The organism is Tenacibaculum caenipelagi (assembly GCF_004363005.1).
GTDB classification, from domain to species: Bacteria; Bacteroidota; Bacteroidia; order Flavobacteriales; family Flavobacteriaceae; genus Polaribacter; species Polaribacter caenipelagi.
In genome coordinates this window covers 103,533-121,806 of sequence record NZ_SNYH01000004.1, presented here as the reverse complement: position 1 = coordinate 121,806, position 18,274 = coordinate 103,533, and the positions used below count along the sequence as shown (strand labels likewise).

Here is an 18,274-nt window from a genome sequence, read left to right as displayed (position 1 = left end):
ACAATTATTCTCTAATCACAATAACATCATCACCTTCAATTTTTAAAATGGTTGAAGACTTTTCTGCTACTTTTTCTTGGTGCAAATTTACCACATAATCTACATTCTTTAAAATTGCTTCACTAATTTCTGAAAATGATTTTGGTGTGGGATCTCCACTTACATTTGCCGAAGTAGAAATAATAGGTTTTCCAAATTCTTTAATTAACTGAATACAAAACTCATCCTTTGGAATACGAATAGCAATCGTATTATCAGACGCAATTGTATTGGCTGCCAATCCTTTTGGGTTATTATAAATAATAGTTGTAGGTTTTTCTGCTTTTTTTAGAATCTCTAAAGCTTTTTTAGGAATATTTTCAACATGGTTTTGCAACATCTCAATAGAATCAACCAGAATAATTAGACTCTTCGATTCTTCCCTATTTTTTAATTGGTAAATTTTCTTAACAGCACTTTCATTAGTTGCATCACAACCTAGTCCCCAAACTGTATCAGTTGGATAAAGAATCGTTTTATTTGCCTTTAAGTTATTTATTATATCGTCTAATATATTCATAACGTATACCTTTCTTCTAACCAATTAAGCACATAATTTAGTTTGTCTTTAGGGCATTGATCTAAACTCTGCATATTTAAAAACAACTTATCTTTTCGTTTAGTTAACGTATTCAATTTATATTTTAACCAAACAAAAGATTTTTTATAGTTTTGAAAATACACTAGTTGATAATCATTTTTTAAAACCGCTGTTTTGTTTTTAATTTCAATATGATTTGCCAATCCTTGTGGTGTATATTGTTCTGAATCTCTGAATTTATGTTTTATATTGAGTCTTTCAATCTCTTTATTTTCTTTAAAAAAGTTTCTGAATGTAGAAACTCTCAAAGGGTAAGGTGTATGATGAAACTTGTAATATTTTTTAAAACCGACCAACTTAGCACTCATTTCTTGTGCTTTTTTATGTCCTGCTCGTTTCTTTTTCTTTTCTGAATTGAATAAACGTTTGTAGAAAATGTTTTCATTGAATTTTAACCATTTTCCTCTAACTACTGGTTTACCATCAATAAAAAAATCTGAAACTTTTACTTCCTTCAATAAAAACATATCATCATTAAAATAGATAAAATGTTCTGATAAATTTGGAATGTCGTAGAGTTTTGTTTCTATAGGTCGACAATTAAAAACTGGTAAAAACTCAATATCTTCTTTAAAAATCTGCTGGTGATCAACCACAAAAACATTGGTATATTCTCCTTCTCGTTTATTTTTAAGAAACTTCGGCGTTTGATTATCCGTTACGATAAAAATATTTCTAATGAATGGTGCAAACTTTATAATTGAATTAACTGTGAATTTAATCTCTTCTACTTGGTCAAATCTGGTTCTAAAATTTTTGTTACTAACTACCTCTTTATTTTCTAAATAAGGTAACATTTTTTGTTGATGAAGCTCATCTTTACCATCAACCCAAGTAATTACTGCATCTATTTGCATATTCCTTTTCAAATAAGTTAACTCTACTCTATTTCTGTAATGACTTTTCTCCCTTTTAAGTCAGGTAATTTAATCATATCACCTATCTTTTTATTGTATTCTTCAGGATAAAAATCTTTTCTTCCATCAGAAGGATAAAAAGTCATCTCTCCGAAAATAATTTTATTTTTTACAGAATAAAAATCCACTCGGACAAAAGGAAAACCAACCGATAGCTTTTCAGAAAGTTCTATCATTTTTTCTAATGTTGCTGGCTTGTGGATTTCTTCGTTAATAGATTTTTCTAAAGAAACATACCTAAAAGGCAATTGTTTAAAATCAAAATCGTAAAAGGCTCTTTTGTGATTGTCTGCCCTGTCTAGATGAACTTCAAGAAAAGTTGTTTTACCATTAAAACAATAAAATTTATAATCTGTTAAAGAATCTCTTTCTTCATCTTTAAGGTATTTTTCCGCAATCAACCTAGGTTTCACATCTTTATAGGCCCATTCTTGTCCTGTTCTATAATACTGATTTGCGGTTTGCCACTTCTTTACTTTCTTTTTTACCTTGTTTAAATTTAACTTGCTTTTATCCGTACAAATAAGATTATAACTACTTGCATGTACTGCTTTTAAGACAAATTTCTCAGGCAACTCCTCAAAATTTATTTCAGAAAACGAATCGTAAACACCATATAGTTCATTCAAGTATTCCTCTCCTATTTTCTCTGAAACGTATTCTCTAACGGCATATTTATCAACCAAAATATTCAATATTTTTGGTTGATAAAATGCTTTTAACCACTGAATTTTTTCATTAAACTCTTGCGGATTTTTCAAATTCAATTTTTTCCCTGTATAGTATTCGTACAAAAAGGGTAAAAACGTTTTTTGAGGCAAAAAAGTAAGCTTTCTTAAAAAGCGTAGCACTGATTTATTCATTTATATTTTATTAAACCGCTACATCATACTCTCTTAGAGCATCATTTAACGAAGTCTTCTTGTTAGTACTTTCCTTACGTTTTCCTATAATCAAAGCACAAGGTACTTGATATTCTCCTGCTGCAAACTTTTTAGTATAACTTCCTGGAATTACCACAGAACGTGCAGGAACAACTCCTTTCATTTCAACTGGTTCATCACCTGTAACATCAATAATTTTAGTACTCATCGTTAATACCACATTCGCTCCTAAAACAGCTTCCTTCTCTACTCTAACTCCTTCAACAACAATACAACGAGATCCTATAAAAGCACCATCTTCAATAATTACGGGTGCTGCTTGTAAAGGTTCTAACACTCCACCGATTCCTACTCCTCCTGATAAGTGAACATTTTTACCTATCTGTGCACAAGAACCTACTGTTGCCCAAGTATCAACCATGGTTCCTTCATCAACATAAGCTCCAATATTTACATAACTTGGCATTAAAATAGTTCCTGCTGAAATATAAGCTCCGTGACGTGCTACTGCATTAGGCACCACACGAATTCCTTTCGCTTCATAACCTCTTTTTAATGGAATTTTATCGTGATATTCAAAAATACCAGCCTCTAAAGTTTCCATTTTTTGAATTGGAAAATACAACACTACTGCTTTCTTCACCCATTCATTTACCTGCCATCCATTGTCAGTTGGCTCAGCAACACGTAAATCTCCAGCATCTAATAAATCCACTACTTTTCTAATAGCGTCTATAGTAGTTCCTTCCTTTAACAAATCGCGGTTATCCCACGCTTTTTCTATAATTGATTGTAATTCTGTCATCTTAAATTTAAATTTTCAGCAAAAATAAAACTGCTTTCAAAATATACTGCGAAGATACATTTTTTAAACAGATATTTCTTCCTTGTTTAATTTAGCTACCTTTGTAAAAAACTTTTTAATGGGGCGAATACTAGCCATAGATTTTGGAAAAAAAAGAACGGGAATTGCTGTTACTGATGAGCTTCAAATCATAGCATCAGGATTAACTACAGTAAACACTTCTGAATTGTTAGCATTTTTAAAAGACTATACCCAAAAAGAAAATGTAGAGCTCTTTTTAGTTGGTAAGCCTAAGCAAATGGACAATTCTGATAGTGAAAGTGAAGTTCTTATTCTTCCTTTTCTAGAAAAACTTGAAAAAGCAATCCCTTCTATTCCTATCAAACGGGTTGATGAGCGTTTTACTTCAAAAATGGCTTTTCAAACAATGATTGATAGCGGTTTAAAGAAAAAACAACGACAAAATAAAGCTTTAGTAGACGAAATTAGCGCTACAATTATCTTACAATCGTATTTGTACAACAAATAAATTTTCTAACACAGAGCTTTCTTTGTATTTTTGCACTCTTAAAAATTAAAAGTAGATGATTTTACCCATTGTTGCATACGGAGATCCCGTGTTACGTAAAGTAGGAAAAGAAATCGATAAAGACTATCCGCAGTTAGAAAAACTAATTGCCGATATGAGAGAAACCATGTACAATGCAAATGGTCTTGGTTTAGCGGCTCCACAAATAGGAAAGGATATTCGTTTATTTATAATCGATGCTTCTCCTTTTGCTGAAGATGAAGATTTAAGTGAAGAAGAGAAAAATTACTTTAAGGACTTTAATCGTGTATTCATCAATGCAAAAATCATTAAAGAAGAAGGTGATGAATGGGCTTTTAACGAGGGATGTTTAAGTATTCCTACCATTAATGAAGATGTGTTTCGTCAAGAAACCGTTACTATTGAATATCAAGATGAAAATTTTGAAAAACACACAGAAACCTTAAGCGGATTACCTGCACGTGTTTTTCAACATGAATACGATCATATTGAGGGTATTTTGTTTACCGACAAACTTTCTTCTTTAAAGAAAAGATTAATTAAAAAGAAATTAGAGAACATTTCGAAAGGAAAAGTAAATGCGGGGTATCGTATGCGTTTTCCAAATGCTAAGAAATAATAATACACACACTAAAACAGTAAGACATGGAATTTAACAAAATTATAGCTGTTACTGGTAAACCAGGTTTATATGAAATTTTATCACAAACCAAAACAGGCGTTATCGTAAAATCGGTTGTTGATGGTAAACGCTTTCCTATCACAGCTACTCACAATGTAAGTTTATTAGAAAACATTGCTATTTATACATATGATGAAGAAGTATCTTTAGCGCGTGTATTTAAAAACATTTCTGATAAAGAAGATGGTAAAGAAGCAATCTCTCACAAAGAAAGTGCTGCTAAATTAACGGAGTATTTTGAAGAGGTTTTACCAGATTTTGATCAAGAACGCGTATATGCTTCTAACATTAAAAAAGTAATTCAGTGGTACAACACGTTAGCAAAAGCTAACTTTGATTTTAGTACCTTAGTTGAAGCTGAAGAAACAACTGCAGAAGAAGCCTAAATCGTGAATACTCGTAAGCAACAGTTAGCCGCCTTTAATCGTTTGTTAGACATTATGGATGACCTTCGTGAGAAGTGTCCGTGGGATAAAAAACAAACCCTACAAAGTTTGCGTCATTTAACTATTGAAGAAACTTACGAATTAGCAGATGCTATTTTAGACAACGATTTAGACGAAATAAAAAAAGAACTAGGCGATGTGCTTTTGCACATCGTCTTTTATGCTAAAATAGGTAGCGAAAAACAGGCTTTTGATATTGCAGACGTTGCCAATTCAATTTCTGACAAATTAATTGACCGTCATCCACATATTTATGGTGACGTAGTTGTTGAAAATGAAGAAGAAGTAAAACAAAACTGGGAAAAACTAAAACTAAAAGAAGGAAAAAAGTCGGTTTTAGAAGGGGTTCCTAAAAGTTTACCTGCGGTAGTAAAAGCAAGCCGCATTCAAGATAAAGTTGCTGGCGTTGGTTTTGATTGGGAAGAGCCACATCAAGTGTGGGAAAAGGTTCAAGAAGAGCTTTCTGAATTGAACGACGAAATCAAAAACAACAATCAAGAGAAAATAGAAAAAGAATTTGGAGACGTTTTGTTCTCCATGATTAACTACGCTCGTTTTATTGGAGTGAATCCTGAAAATGCACTGGAAAAAACCAACAAAAAATTCATCAATCGCTTTCAATACTTAGAAGAAGCGGCTAAAAAAGAAGGGAAACAACTTTCTGATATGACCCTCGCTGAAATGGATGTACATTGGGAAAATTCTAAGGAATTCTTCAAATAATCTAATCTATACGTCATTCCGACCGAAGGGAGGAATCTCTCCCTATGAAGTTACGGATACCTTTTAAAGTCAAAAACAATCAATTATAAGATTTCTCAGTCGTACCTCCTTCGAAATGACAACTAGCAACCGTCATTGCGGACAATAGTGAAGCAATCTTTGTGTCGACTATGAGATAGCCACGTTGTTACCACTCCTCGCTATAACGTTCCTCGTCATTCCGACCAAAAGGAGGAATCTATCTCAATGAAGTCACAGATACCTTTTAGAGTTACAAATACTCCTTTATAAGATTTAACTCTGCTGAATCCTGAGTTTTCTCACACTTCGCTATCGCTTGGTTCGAAATGACAACTTGTAACCGTCATTCCGAATGAAATGAGGAATCTCATTCTTTTGAGTACCTCACTCCCTACTAAAAGATTACTTCGTCATTTCATTCCTTGTAATGACAAATCACAATCGTCATTGCGAACACAGTGAAGCAATCTTTATGTCGACTTTGAGATAGCCACGTCGTTATCACTCCTCGCTATGACGTTTACTTATATTTCCTTATTTTTACTGTTATGAACATCATTATCATCACCGGAGGCAGTAAAGGAATTGGTAGAGCCTTAGCCGAAAAATATGCACAAGAAAACTACAAAGTATACTCGTTATCGAGAAGTATTGCTGATTTGCAAAATGTTACACAGGTACCTGTTGATTTATCAGACACCAAAGTAACGCACAATACGTTTAAAATGCTGCTAGATGAAATTAAAGAACTGGACGTTACCTCTATTACTTTAGTGAATAACGCGGGACGCTTAGGCGTTATTGCTAACCTAGAAAATATTCCTTCGGAAGATATTGCCAAGAGTATTCATTTAAACACCACTACTCCGCTGATTTTGTCGAGTTTGTTTATCAAAGCCACACAGCACCTAAACTGTAAAAAGCAAATCATTAGTATTTCTTCTGGAGCTGCGGTAAAACCGTATGAAGGCTGGAGTATTTACTGTACGTCTAAAGCTGCGATTGATATGATGACCAAAACCATTGCTGCGGAACAAAACGAGCTTAAAAATGGCGTAAAATGCAATGCTATTTACCCTGGTGTGGTAGATACCAATATGCAAACTGATATTAGAAGTACCGATGAAAAAGATTTTAAAAACGTACAACGTTTTATCGATTTAAAAGAAAACGACCAGTTGTACACTCCTGAATATGTTGCTGAAACCATTTTTACCATAGACATCCAAAACAAACTTAAAAATGGGGATATTGTGGATATTCGGAATTTTTGAAAATAATTTGATTATAAATTACTTTCTAGTAACTTGTCTGTTATTGAATATAAACCATTAAAATGGATTCATTTTTTCTTAAACGAGTCAACACCAATATAAACCGAAATTGAGTTGTACAAACTGTATACATTTGAAAATACGAAAATAGAACCTTTTCAAAACTTAACTGAAGAGGCTTTTGAACACTTAAAATCAGATTGCGAAATAATAAAAAATGCACATAAGCAACTTATTATTTTCAAACATCTTCAATTAAACGGAATTGATTACTCTGATTTTATGAATAAACTATCAAATATTCCCGTAAATGGAATTGATATTATAAAATTGACAAACTCTGATTTGCTACTCAATGCGAATAAAATAGTTTTGAATTTACTGTCTTCTTTTACTTCTTTTCTGGATAATGGGAAATACTTTTTGTCTAAAAAATATGGTAGAAATTCAAATGAATATACAAACCTCAATCTTCTCATAAAAAAACATACAGAAGAAAATTTCCCATTTAGATTCTTAAAAAAATTTAGGAACTATATTGTTCATTTAGGGTTTCCCCTTCAAGGATTATCTTTTGAAGCAGAAAAAAATATAAAAAATCCTGAAAAAATGACTGGAAAAATCATCTTATCAGTAAATCTAGAAACACTTCAAAAAGAAAAAAGACTATTTGATGAAGTTCACCTAGATTTAATGAAATTGGAAGATGATATAGATTTGAGACCTTTAATTGCCAGTTTATCATTATCAATTCTTGATATTCAACGTTATATTTATAATCTTCAAAAAGAGGAAATTGAAAATGCTATAGAAAACATAGAAATGTTTATTGGGAATAAGAAAAAAAACACAAATCTTATAAAAGTTTGTTGGAATATTGATAGTGATGAAGAATCTTTAGGATTTAACACTTATGATATTCCTTTCGATATGATTTCAGATTTTAAGGTTTATAAAAAAGGAGGATTATAAAATACTGGTTCCAACACCGTGTATAATTAATTACTTTCGCTAGTACATTGGAAATTCCTTCTGAATTTTCTCTAACTCGTATTTGTTTACTTAAATAGATGTTAAGCCACTCAAGGTATCATAAACAATACCCATTAGCAAAACTCTCTAATACGCATCCACATCCACAATAAAACGGATGGGTCTAAAATCTTTAACCACTTCAAAAGTATTTTTAATTTTTTGTAGCTGCTCTTTGGTTTTTCCCAACGATTGTTTTGGCGGAATTTTAATCACTAAATTCTTAATATACTGGTTTCGAATACGAGAAACCGCAGGTGCTGTAGGTCCTAATACATTTTCATGAAACACATTCTGTAAAGCTTTGGCTAACCAATTGATACCGTTATCTACACGCGTGTAATCTCTATGTTTTAGCGTAATTTTTATCAAACGATAGTATGGCGGGTAATGAAACTGCCAACGATCTTGTAACTGTTCTTTATACATTTCTGTATAATTGTTAGTAGATACCTGCTGCAAAATCTGATGATACGGATTGTAGGTTTGTATCGCTACATTTCCTTGTTTTTTGGTACGTCCTGCCCTACCCGATACTTGTACCATCAACTGAAAAGCACGCTCATGCGCTCTAAAATCAGGAAAGTTTAGCATAGAATCTGCATTTAAGATTCCTACCAACGATACATTTTCAAAATCCAATCCTTTAGAAAGCATTTGCGTTCCTACCAAAATATCAATTTCTTGCGCTTCAAAAGCCCCAATAATCTTTTGATACCCATATTTACCGCGCGTGGTATCCAAGTCCATTCGTCCAATAGTATGATTTGGAAATAGCTCTTTTAACTCGAGTTCTATTTGCTCCGTTCCAAAACCTTTGGTGTCTAACGTAGCACTTCCACAAGCGCCACAACTATTCGGCATTGCACGTTGGTAATGGCAATAATGACATTTTAACTCCTTACGGAATTTATGATAAGTCAAACTCACATCACAATTCGGACACTGAGGAGAAACTCCACAAGTAGTACACTCTACCACAGGCGAAAATCCACGTCGGTTTTGAAATAAAATAACCTGTTCTTTTTCCTCCAACGCTTCGGTAATCATTTTTAGTAAACGATCCGAAAAATGACCATTCATTTCCTTTTTTCGATGCTTTTCTTTAATGTCTATCAGCTCGATTTTAGGCAACTGAATGTTTCCGAAACGACGCGTTAATTCTATAAATCCGTATTTGTTTTGCTCAGCATTAAAATAACTCTCTATTGATGGTGTTGCAGAACCTAACAATACTTTTGCTTGGTGTAAATGACCTAATACTACCGAAGCATCACGCGCATTGTAACGTGGTGACGGTTCAAATTGTTTGTAAGACGTTTCGTGCTCTTCATCAACTACAATCAACCCTAAGTTTGAAAATGGTAAAAACAACGAAGAACGCGCTCCTAAAATAATTTGCGCCTTCGGTTTATTTTCCAATATATTATTCCACACTTCTACCCGTTCGTTCATGGAATATTTAGAGTGAAATACCGAGATAAAATTTCCAAAATAGTTTTGTAAACGGGTAATAATTTGCGTGGTCAAAGCTATTTCGGGCAATAAAAACAACACTTGCTTTCCTTCAGCAATCACTTCTTTTATCAATTTTACATAAATCTCCGTTTTACCAGATCCTGTAACTCCGTGTAACAAACTTACATTTTGAGTTTCAAAAGAAGTTTTTATTTGCGTAAACGCTTCCTGTTGAAATTCATTAAGCTCTTTAATCTGATTCGTTTCTCCTTGGTAATTGATTCGATCGGTTTGAATATGATAAAATTCAAAAATATCTTTCTCTACCAAGGCTTTTAAAACTGCAGAAGAAGCTCCCGATTGTTCTTCTAAATCTTTTGCTTTTATCGGCTTTTTAGCCGCTGCTAATTGAAAATATGTCAATACAGCTTCTCGTTGCTTTTTAGCTCTTGAAAGTTCCTCTAAAAGTGTTTGTAAGCCTTCATTTGAGGCATAGTTGTTGTGCAAACGCACATATTTTACCAACTTAGGTTTATACGTTTCGTAAATTTCTTCTTTAATATATACCGCACTCTTCTCTATTAAGCCATTAATGGTTGGTAACACTGTTTTTTTACCTAAAATATCCGAAACCTGGTGAATGGTTAATTGCGAATGATGCTGTAGGGCTTCAAAAATTAAAAACTCATCATCGGTTAAAATAGTTTCTTCAGTAAATTCCTCATTTTTATAAATAATAGTTTCACTTTCTAACAAAAATGCTGAAGGTAAGGCTGCTCTATACACATCACCCAACGAACACATATAGTAGCTCGAAAGCCATTGCCAATGCTGTAACTGACGTTCATTTACAATCGGACGTTCATCTAATATTTGATGAATGTCTTTGGCTTCGTATACTTCGGGTGCAGTTTGGTGAATATTGAACACCAAGGCAGTATAAATCTTGCTTTTTCCGAAAGAAACAGCCACACGCATTCCTTTTTTTAAAAAAGAAGCTTCTGCTTCAGTTACCGAATAGGTAAATGTTTTCTGTAATGGAATTGGTAATATAACGTCAATAAAATGTGGCATTATTCTTCTATTTCTAGGGCTGTTGGTAAAAGTGATTTAGGATATTCAATATTACCTTTTCATCTAAAATCAAAACTACACAAAAATGAGTACATTATAAACACCAAAACTTATGTATTTATGGCTTCGTTAGAATGGAAAAATAAGGATTGTTTCTAAGGTAATAAATTATCAAATACTTATCATTTCTAAGTACAACTTTTCTACTTTGGCTCTTGCCCAAGGTGTTGTTCTTAAAAACTTTAAACTCGATTTATAGGTTGGATTCTTTTTAAATGCATTTATATTCAACATTTCTCCCATTTCTTCCCAACCATACTCTAAGTATAATTCTTCTAAAATTGTGGCTAGTTTTATTCCGTGAAGCGGATTGTTTGGTTGTTCTTGACTCATGCTACAAAGGTAAATATTCTATTGTAGTAATTCGTCTAACAAAATTCTAATTTTATCACTATTCCAATCGGCTGGTCCTTTTTTATCTACAACAATAGTTCCGTTTTTATCAATTATAAACGTTGCGGGAATTGAATTGCTTACTAACTGATCTGGAACTTTTGATAAAATGTTATAGGTTGGTAAATCGTAGCCTTTGTTTTTATAAAAAGCATCAATTGTTATCCAATCTTCATTACTAACAAATATAAATTCAACCTTGCCTTTGTAATCGTCATATAGTTTTTGAATACTTGGCATTTCTGCAATACAAGGCGGACACCAAGTTGCCCAAAAATTTACAAAAACTACTTTATCCTTTGTTTCATTAAAATCTATATTGGTCGTATTTAACCCTTTTAAATTCCAGTTATGGTCTACTAGCTCTTCTCTTTGTTCTTCTGTAATAGTTGAAGGTGAAAACGAAACCAATCTAATAAAATAGACTTTTGTTGGCGGATATAATAACAAGCCAATAATAATGACAAATACAATATTTGAAATTGTTTTACTGTTGAATTTCATGTAGTTTCTTTTAAATTAAACGATGCTATTTGTCGTTTTGAATATTATTGTATTACAAATTGTAAGTGTTTTCTCTATCAATCTAATTCAGGCAATACAAACTCGTCTAAAACACTTTTTTTAGCCATCATTTTCTCAATATTTTCAACGGTTCTTGGAGCTTCAGCTGATAAGTTTACAGGTTTGTTTTTTGTAATTAAAATATCGTCTTCTATTCTAACTGCAATTCCCCACCATTTTTTGTCACAAGGGCTTCCTTCAGGAATATAAATTCCCGGTTCTACCGTAATAACCATATTCTCTTTAAAAACACCGTATGTTCCGGGGTCATGAACATCTAACCCAATATGATGAGAAGTACCATGAGGAAAGTACATGTGTTTTTCTTCTAATGATTTAATTATTCCTAGATCTAATAAGCCTTTATTTATAATCTCTTTAGAAACTACATTGGGTTTCCAAAAAGGATTTCCTTCTCTACATGCGGCTATTCCTGCATCTTGAGCTTTTAATACCAATTCGTAAATAGCCTTTTGTTCAGGTGAAAACTTTCCGTTAGCAGGAATGGTACGAGTCACATCTGCTGTGTAGCCTCTATATTCTGCTCCTAAATCCATTAAAACCAAATCCTTTCCTACTTTAGTTTTATTATTTTCAATATAATGTAAAACACATCCATTATTTCCTGCACCAACTATAGATGGGTATCCTTCATACTCAGCACCATATTTTTTGTAGACAAATTCATGAATTCCCTGAATTTCAGTCTCCGACATCTCAGGTTTCATAGCTTTCATTACTTCTATTTGCCCTATTGCAGATATCCGAACAGCCTTAGTTAATAATTTTAACTCTTCTATAGTTTTTACTTCTCGCATTTCGGCAAGTGCCGTTTGTAAAAACTTAAAATCTATGTTCGTTTCTCTTTTATTAAGATCTAATTTAATTTTTTGTTTTAGCTCTTTTCTCAACCCATCATTATCTGCTGAGATATATGCTTTAATAAACGTATCTTCTTTATATTCTGGATATATTTCTAAGCTTTGTGATAAGTTCTTTGCTACTTCTCCTAATTTCGCATCAGGTAAATTTGCTATAGCTTTATGAATATATTGAATGTTAGGATTCTTAATTTTCATATCATGATATCCAGACTGATCTTTAAACGCTGTTACTAAATCGTAAATTTCTCCATTATCTCTCAAAGAGTTACTGTAATCATCACTAAATTTTAATATGTGAACATTATCAAAACTTTTAAAATTAATAGCATCCGTAGCAAATTCTTCTGATGTTTTTGCCATCGCAAATCCTAACTCTCTTTTCACTCCTTCAACCCCTAAACGCTTCCCGTTCCACATTTCAAACATTGAATCTCTTTTAGGTACATATATTATTTCATTGTAACTATTTCCTTCAGCATCTTTTTGATTATCAGAAAATATAATCAATACTGCATTAGGCTCTCTAAATCCCGTTAAATAATAAAAATTAGGGTCTTGATGATACACATAATCTACATCATTTGCTCTATTTCTTATTGGGTTTGCGAAAATAACTGCCATAGAGTTTTTAGGCATTTTTAATCGTAAAATTGCTCTTCGCTCTTTATGAAAATCGGCTGATAAATAATCTGTAGGAGTTTGTGCTAATACAATAACCCACATATTTAGTAAGAAACAAGCAAATAGTATTTTTTTTAACATAGTAATAAAATTTGTTACTCTCAAATTTAGTATTCTATCGTAGAATAAAGAAAATATTAACAAACATTTAGGTAATATTGTCTTATAATATTACACAGATTCGCCCATATTGTTTGCTAATTTTTCAATACTTTAGCATCACTTTTTTAAAACAAACAATACACAATAATGAAAAATACAGCTTTATCACATGTACATGAGGCTTTAGGAGCAAAGATGGTTCCTTTTGCTGGTTACAATATGCCTGTACAATACGAAGGAGTAACTGCTGAACACGAAACCGTTAGAAAAGGAGTCGGTGTTTTTGATGTTAGCCATATGGGAGAGTTCTTTTTAAAAGGAGAGAATGCATTAGCTTTAATTCAAAAAGTTTCTTCTAATGATGCTTCTAAATTAACTCCGGGTAAAGCACAATATAGCTGCATGCCAAATAATGATGGCGGAATTGTAGATGATTTAATTATTTACATGATTGCAGAAAATGAATATATGTTAGTAGTGAATGCTTCTAATATTGAAAAAGATTGGAACTGGATTTCTAAACACAACGATTTAAAAGTTGAAATGGAAAACCGTTCTGAAGAATGGTCGTTGTTAGCTATTCAAGGTCCAAAAGCTGCAGAAGCTATGCAATCGTTAACATCGGTAGATTTATCGACTATTAAATTTTACACTTTTGAAATTACTGACTTTGCTGGAATACCAAATGTAGTAGTTTCAGCAACTGGATACACAGGTTCTGGTGGATTTGAAGTATATGTAAAAAATGAAGATGTTGAACAACTTTGGAATAAGGTTTTTGAAGCTGGTAAAGATTGGGGAATTAAACCTATCGGATTAGCAGCTCGCGACACCTTACGTTTAGAGATGGGGTATTGTTTATATGGTAACGATATTGACGACACTACCTCTCCTTTAGAAGCTGGTTTAGGCTGGATTACTAAGTTTACGAAAGACTTTGTAAATGCTGAAGAGCTAAAAGCTCAAAAAGAAGCAGGTGTTTCTCGTAAGTTAGTTGCTTTTGAATTGACAGAACGTGGTATTCCTCGTCATGATTATGAAATTGTTGATGCTGAAGGAAACAACATTGGTCGTGTTACTTCAGGAACTATGAGTCCTTCTCTAGGAAAAGGAATTGGATTAGGATACGTTACTATTGAAAACTCTAAAATTGATAGTGATATTTTTATCCAGATTCGTAAGAAACAAATTCCTGCAAAAGTGGTTAAATTACCTTTTTACAAAGGATAAAATAAAGAAACATAGTACCATAAAAAAAAGCAGCCTTTTAAAGCTGCTTTTTATTTCCCCTTAAAATAATTTAATTTTTTCTATAAAATTAAATTAAATACTCAGCTTCTCTTCTGAGTATTTCAAATATCTATTATAAAAATGCTTTTAAATATTTGACTTCCTTAAACGACACATTTTTGGTATAAGTGTTTAATTTAGAGTCTTAAATGAAAAAAGCAGCTCAAAAAGAGCTGCTTTTATTACTAATCGTATTTAACGATTAATCATTCCCCTTCTTTTCATCGTCTTTAGATACTTTATTCCATATTTTTATATCATCATCTGCAGAGACTCCTTCTAAAATTTCAACATTTACTCCATCAGATATACCTAATTTGACATCTCTTTTTTCAAATTTTTGATCACCAACTTTCACCTCTACATAAGGTTCTTCTGTCTTTCTATCAAATTGTAATAAAGCTTCCTTAATTGATAGCACACTATCTTTTTTGGCTAAAACAATTTCTGCATTAGCACTATAACCAGCTCTAATAAAATATTGTTCATCTAAACTAACATCAGCTTTTATCTTAAATTGAACAGCCCCTCCGTCATTGGTTCCTTTAGGCGCTATAAAATTTAAAACTGCTGGAAACTTTTTATCTTCAATAGCACCTAAAGCTACTTCAATATTTGTTCCTTTTATTAATTTTCCTACTTCTGATTCATCTACTTGTCCCTCAAAAATCATTTTAGTCATGTCTGCAATCGTTGCAATTGTTGTTCCTGCATTAAAATTATTAGACTGAATAACTTGATATCCTTTTTTTACTGGGATTTCTACTACCATTCCTGAAGTAGTTGCTCTAATATTCGTATTGGCTCCTGAAGACCCAGCTGACCCTTTCTTGATAATTTGGTAATCATTTTGAGCGTTTCTTAAGTCTATCTTAGCCTGATTATATGATAACTCTGAAGCTTCAAATTCTTTACTTGAGATTACTCCTTTATCAAACAAGCTCTTATTTCTATCATATTGAGTTTTTGCATTGCTCAATTGAATTTGTATAGAATTAATTCTTCCTTTTGCACTTTGTAATGATTGCTCGTTAGGAACAACTCTAACTGTAGCTAATAAATCACCTGCTTTAACTATAGTTCCTTCTTCAACTACAATTTCATCTATAATTCCTGCTATTTGTGGTTTAATTTCAACTTCTTCTAAAGGAATCACTTTTCCTGTTGCTACACTCTTTTTTACAATATTAGCCTTGAAAGGTTTTTCTGTTTCATATTCAATTGGAGATGCGCTGTTTTTCTTTCCAAACCATATTAACACTGCAATTAATGCTAACGCTATTCCTCCGAAAATGATAATTCTTTTCATTTGTATCTATTTATTTTTTTGTTAATTGATTTTTTTATTCTTCTCTTAATGCTTCTATTGGTTGAATTATTGTTGCCATGTAAGCTGGTATAAAACCTATTAAAGTTCCTAATACTATTAAAACAGTATATGCTATCAATACTATTGGAATATCTACTGTTGGATTCGTTAATAAATCAGCTGCATCTATTGCCATTAATATCAAACCTCCTGCTATGATTCCTAAAGATCCTGCCAATAATGTTAGAAAAACAGATTCTAAAATAATTTGCTGTCTTATTTTTCTTGGCGTTGCTCCTAAAGCTCTTCGTATACCAATTTCTTTAGTTCGCTCTTTTACTGTGATTAATAAAATATTTCCAATAGCAAAAACTCCCGCTATTAAAGTTGCTATCCCTACGAACCACGTTAAAAATTGCATTCCGGTTAGAAATCCTGTTACTTTAGCTATTTCTTTTCCTAAATTAAACCCTCTAAAGGCTCTATTATCATCAGGATGAATTTTATGTAAGCTACTTAACAACACTTTTACATCAGATTCTACTTGTTCTATATCATATTCAGGTTTTCCTGTAATAACCATCCACCTAAATTTATCTCCTTGATTATACACTAATTTAAAAGTGCTAAAAGGAATGTGTATATTGTTTGTTCCTTCAAATCTACTTGGCTTATATACACCAATTACCATATAACCAATATTGTTTATTTTGACATATGAACCTAGTGCTTCTTCATTTTTATCAAACAACTGCTTGTACACTTCTGTACTGATTACACAAACTTTTTTATTTTCATTTATGTCTTGTTGGTTTATAAATCTTCCTGCTGTTAACTTTTTCTTCTGTACTTTATCCAATAAAGGATAATCTCCAAAAACTGTTAGGTTTGCTGTTTTTAAACCATATACGACTTGACTTCCTGTTACATTTCTTGGTACTACAAATTCTACCCCTTCTACTTCACTTCTAATTTTTTCTACATCCCTTGTAGTTAAATCTATTTGTCTGCCTTCTTGAAAGCCTTTAAAAGGTTTAGAAGTTTTACTACCAGACATAAAAACACTATTAGTAGCAAAATCACCAAACATGCTATTAAACCCGTTTTCAATTCCTTTTGCAGCTCCTAAAAGCCCTACTAACAATAATATTCCCCAAAACGCTCCAAAAATAGTTATTACTGTTCTTGTTTTATTTTTACGAATACTACCGTAAATCTCTTGCCAAGTATCTGAATCAAATAAAAACTTCATAATTAATCTGCTCTTAGTGCTACAATTGGTTTAATTTGTGCTGCTCTTTTTGCTGGTAAATATCCAGCAATCATTCCTGCTAAGATTAAAGTTATCGTAGCTCCTACCACTACTGGAGTAGATACTCCTGGGTTAAGAATAAAATACTTTTCTAAGCTAGGTCCTGTTACTTCTAATATTCCAACACCTAAAATCAACCCAAAATAACCTGATATTGCAGTGATTAAAATAGCTTCTAACATGATCATAGATACTATAGCTCCAGGAGTTGCGCCAATTGCTTTTCGTATTCCTAGTTCTTTAGTTCTCTCCTTAACAATATACACCATAATATTACTTATCCCTACCACTCCTGCTATTAAGGTTCCAAAGCCTATAATTAAAATTAATATACTTAACCCTACCATCATTCCAGTTACTTCTTTGTTTTCAGAAGCGTAGTTATGTACTCGTATTCCTCTTTGATCATTAGGATCTATTTCATGTTTTTTCTTTAACTCTCTATGCATTTGACTACTAAACGCAATAGCTTCATCAATACTTAACTCTGGATTGTATGTCATTCCAAATTCATCCACATGATCATTATTCCCATAAATTTGTTGCATTGTAGAAAAAGGAGTATAAATAAAGCGTTCATCACCGTCTCCTCCTGGATCAGAAAAAACTCCAATAACCTTATACATGATACCTCCAATATTCAATTGCTTTCCATATGCACTAATTTGACCGAATAAATCTTTTTCAACCATTCTTCCAATCACAACAACTTTGGATTTTTCTTTTATATCTCTAATATTTAAAAATCGTCCTTCTGTAACTTCTGCAGATTCAAGTATATCATATTTAGGGTATACTCCCCTTAAAGTATAATTATCTTCTTCAGTCTTATATACCACTTTTACACTTCTTTGCAATCGTGGACTAATCATTTGAATTTTATCAGAATATTTTTCTTTTAAAAAATTAAAATCATCATTTGTAAATTGAATTCTTCTTCCTATTTGATGCCCTTTGTATGCCTTGGTTGTACTATTTGGCCATATATATATTGAGTTAATTGCATCTTTAGCAAACTCATTTTTAAATGTATTTTGAAGTCCATTACCGATACCAAACAGTAATGTAAATAGCAAAATCGCAAAAGCTACCGTAAACCCCGATAAAATCGAACGCAGTTTGTTTTTACTAATACTTTGAAATATTTCCCTCCAGCGGTCTAAATCAAACATA

General features: G+C 32.2%; 19 protein-coding genes. 8 read left to right on the top strand and 11 right to left on the bottom strand.

Going from position 1 to position 18,274, the window contains the following annotated elements; translation table 11 throughout:
- Positions 1 to 4: 4 nt before the first annotated feature.
- The 4 genes from DFQ07_RS09345 to DFQ07_RS09330 are packed head-to-tail and all read right to left on the bottom strand — an operon-like array spanning position 5 to position 3,246.
- On the bottom strand, positions 5 to 559 hold the full coding sequence (locus DFQ07_RS09345; protein WP_133536151.1) for an L-threonylcarbamoyladenylate synthase: 555 nt from the start codon (positions 557 to 559) through the stop codon (positions 5 to 7).
- Positions 556 to 1,497 (bottom strand): Stealth CR1 domain-containing protein, encoded by a 942-nt coding sequence (locus tag DFQ07_RS09340; RefSeq protein WP_133536149.1) that lies wholly within the window; start codon positions 1,495 to 1,497, stop codon positions 556 to 558. Before DFQ07_RS09340 ends, DFQ07_RS09345 begins: the two co-directional genes overlap by 4 nt.
- 23 nt (positions 1,498 to 1,520) lie before the next feature.
- Complete coding sequence (locus tag DFQ07_RS09335) at positions 1,521 to 2,420, bottom strand: ATP-grasp fold amidoligase family protein (RefSeq protein WP_133536147.1); 900 nt, start codon at positions 2,418 to 2,420, stop codon at positions 1,521 to 1,523.
- 10 nt (positions 2,421 to 2,430) lie between these two features.
- The gene (locus DFQ07_RS09330; protein WP_133536145.1) at positions 2,431 to 3,246 is read right to left on the bottom strand and encodes a 2,3,4,5-tetrahydropyridine-2,6-dicarboxylate N-succinyltransferase; all 816 of its coding nucleotides are present in this window, start codon (positions 3,244 to 3,246) and stop codon (positions 2,431 to 2,433) included.
- A gap of 118 nt (positions 3,247 to 3,364) precedes the next feature.
- On the opposite strand from DFQ07_RS09330, the gene ruvX reads away from it, so the two are divergent.
- From ruvX to DFQ07_RS09300, 6 genes are all read left to right on the top strand, one after another.
- A complete protein-coding gene (ruvX, locus tag DFQ07_RS09325) occupies positions 3,365 to 3,775 on the top strand; it encodes a Holliday junction resolvase RuvX (RefSeq protein ID WP_133536143.1) in 411 nt (136 codons plus the stop codon).
- Positions 3,776 to 3,830: 55 nt separating this feature from the next.
- Positions 3,831 to 4,415, top strand: coding sequence for a peptide deformylase (gene def / locus DFQ07_RS09320; protein ID WP_133536141.1), 585 nt, complete (start codon positions 3,831 to 3,833; stop codon positions 4,413 to 4,415).
- 26 nt (positions 4,416 to 4,441) lie between these two features.
- Complete coding sequence (locus tag DFQ07_RS09315; protein ID WP_133536139.1) at positions 4,442 to 4,864, top strand: DUF5606 family protein; 423 nt, start codon at positions 4,442 to 4,444, stop codon at positions 4,862 to 4,864.
- 3 nt (positions 4,865 to 4,867) lie between these two features.
- A complete protein-coding gene (mazG, locus tag DFQ07_RS09310) occupies positions 4,868 to 5,647 on the top strand; it encodes a nucleoside triphosphate pyrophosphohydrolase (RefSeq protein WP_133536137.1) in 780 nt (259 codons plus the stop codon).
- Positions 5,648 to 6,216: 569 nt separating this feature from the next.
- Positions 6,217 to 6,942 (top strand): (S)-benzoin forming benzil reductase, encoded by a 726-nt coding sequence (locus tag DFQ07_RS09305; RefSeq protein ID WP_133536135.1) that lies wholly within the window; start codon positions 6,217 to 6,219, stop codon positions 6,940 to 6,942.
- 114 nt (positions 6,943 to 7,056) lie between these two features.
- Complete coding sequence (locus DFQ07_RS09300) at positions 7,057 to 7,914, top strand: hypothetical protein (protein ID WP_133536133.1); 858 nt, start codon at positions 7,057 to 7,059, stop codon at positions 7,912 to 7,914.
- Positions 7,915 to 8,061: 147 nt separating this feature from the next.
- Here DFQ07_RS09300 and priA read toward each other — a convergent pair whose 3' ends face one another.
- A complete protein-coding gene (gene priA / locus DFQ07_RS09295) occupies positions 8,062 to 10,506 on the bottom strand; it encodes a replication restart helicase PriA (protein ID WP_133536131.1) in 2,445 nt (814 codons plus the stop codon).
- Between priA and DFQ07_RS15590 the strand changes: the two genes are divergently transcribed.
- Positions 10,498 to 10,665, top strand: coding sequence for a hypothetical protein (locus DFQ07_RS15590; protein ID WP_166627760.1), 168 nt, complete (start codon positions 10,498 to 10,500; stop codon positions 10,663 to 10,665). The genes priA and DFQ07_RS15590 overlap by 9 nt on opposite strands.
- Positions 10,666 to 10,677: 12 nt before the next feature.
- On the opposite strand, the gene DFQ07_RS09290 is transcribed toward DFQ07_RS15590, so the two are convergent.
- The 3 genes from DFQ07_RS09290 to DFQ07_RS09280 form a co-directional block, all read right to left on the bottom strand.
- Complete coding sequence (locus DFQ07_RS09290) at positions 10,678 to 10,899, bottom strand: VF530 family protein (RefSeq protein WP_133536129.1); 222 nt, start codon at positions 10,897 to 10,899, stop codon at positions 10,678 to 10,680.
- Positions 10,900 to 10,917: 18 nt separating this feature from the next.
- Positions 10,918 to 11,463 (bottom strand): TlpA family protein disulfide reductase, encoded by a 546-nt coding sequence (locus DFQ07_RS09285; RefSeq protein ID WP_133536127.1) that lies wholly within the window; start codon positions 11,461 to 11,463, stop codon positions 10,918 to 10,920.
- A 77-nt stretch (positions 11,464 to 11,540) separates the two neighbouring features.
- Complete coding sequence (locus DFQ07_RS09280) at positions 11,541 to 13,169, bottom strand: aminopeptidase P family protein (RefSeq protein WP_133536125.1); 1,629 nt, start codon at positions 13,167 to 13,169, stop codon at positions 11,541 to 11,543.
- A 168-nt stretch (positions 13,170 to 13,337) separates the two neighbouring features.
- Here DFQ07_RS09280 and gcvT point away from each other — a divergent pair, with 168 nt between their 5' ends.
- Positions 13,338 to 14,420 (top strand): glycine cleavage system aminomethyltransferase GcvT, encoded by a 1,083-nt coding sequence (gene gcvT / locus DFQ07_RS09275; RefSeq protein WP_133536123.1) that lies wholly within the window; start codon positions 13,338 to 13,340, stop codon positions 14,418 to 14,420.
- A gap of 262 nt (positions 14,421 to 14,682) precedes the next feature.
- Here the strand turns inward: gcvT and DFQ07_RS09270 are convergent, their stop codons facing one another.
- From DFQ07_RS09270 to DFQ07_RS09260, 3 genes are read right to left on the bottom strand one after another with little or no spacing between them, the layout of a single operon-like run.
- On the bottom strand, positions 14,683 to 15,789 hold the full coding sequence (locus DFQ07_RS09270) for an efflux RND transporter periplasmic adaptor subunit (RefSeq protein ID WP_133536121.1): 1,107 nt from the start codon (positions 15,787 to 15,789) through the stop codon (positions 14,683 to 14,685).
- A 34-nt stretch (positions 15,790 to 15,823) separates the two neighbouring features.
- Positions 15,824 to 17,041: an ABC transporter permease gene (locus tag DFQ07_RS09265; protein ID WP_133536119.1), complete on the bottom strand. Its 1,218-nt coding sequence runs from the start codon at positions 17,039 to 17,041 to the stop codon at positions 15,824 to 15,826.
- A gap of 2 nt (positions 17,042 to 17,043) precedes the next feature.
- Entirely contained in the window at positions 17,044 to 18,273 is a 1,230-nt protein-coding gene (locus DFQ07_RS09260; protein WP_133536117.1) for an ABC transporter permease, read from the bottom strand.
- Between the last annotated feature and the right edge of the window lies 1 nt (position 18,274).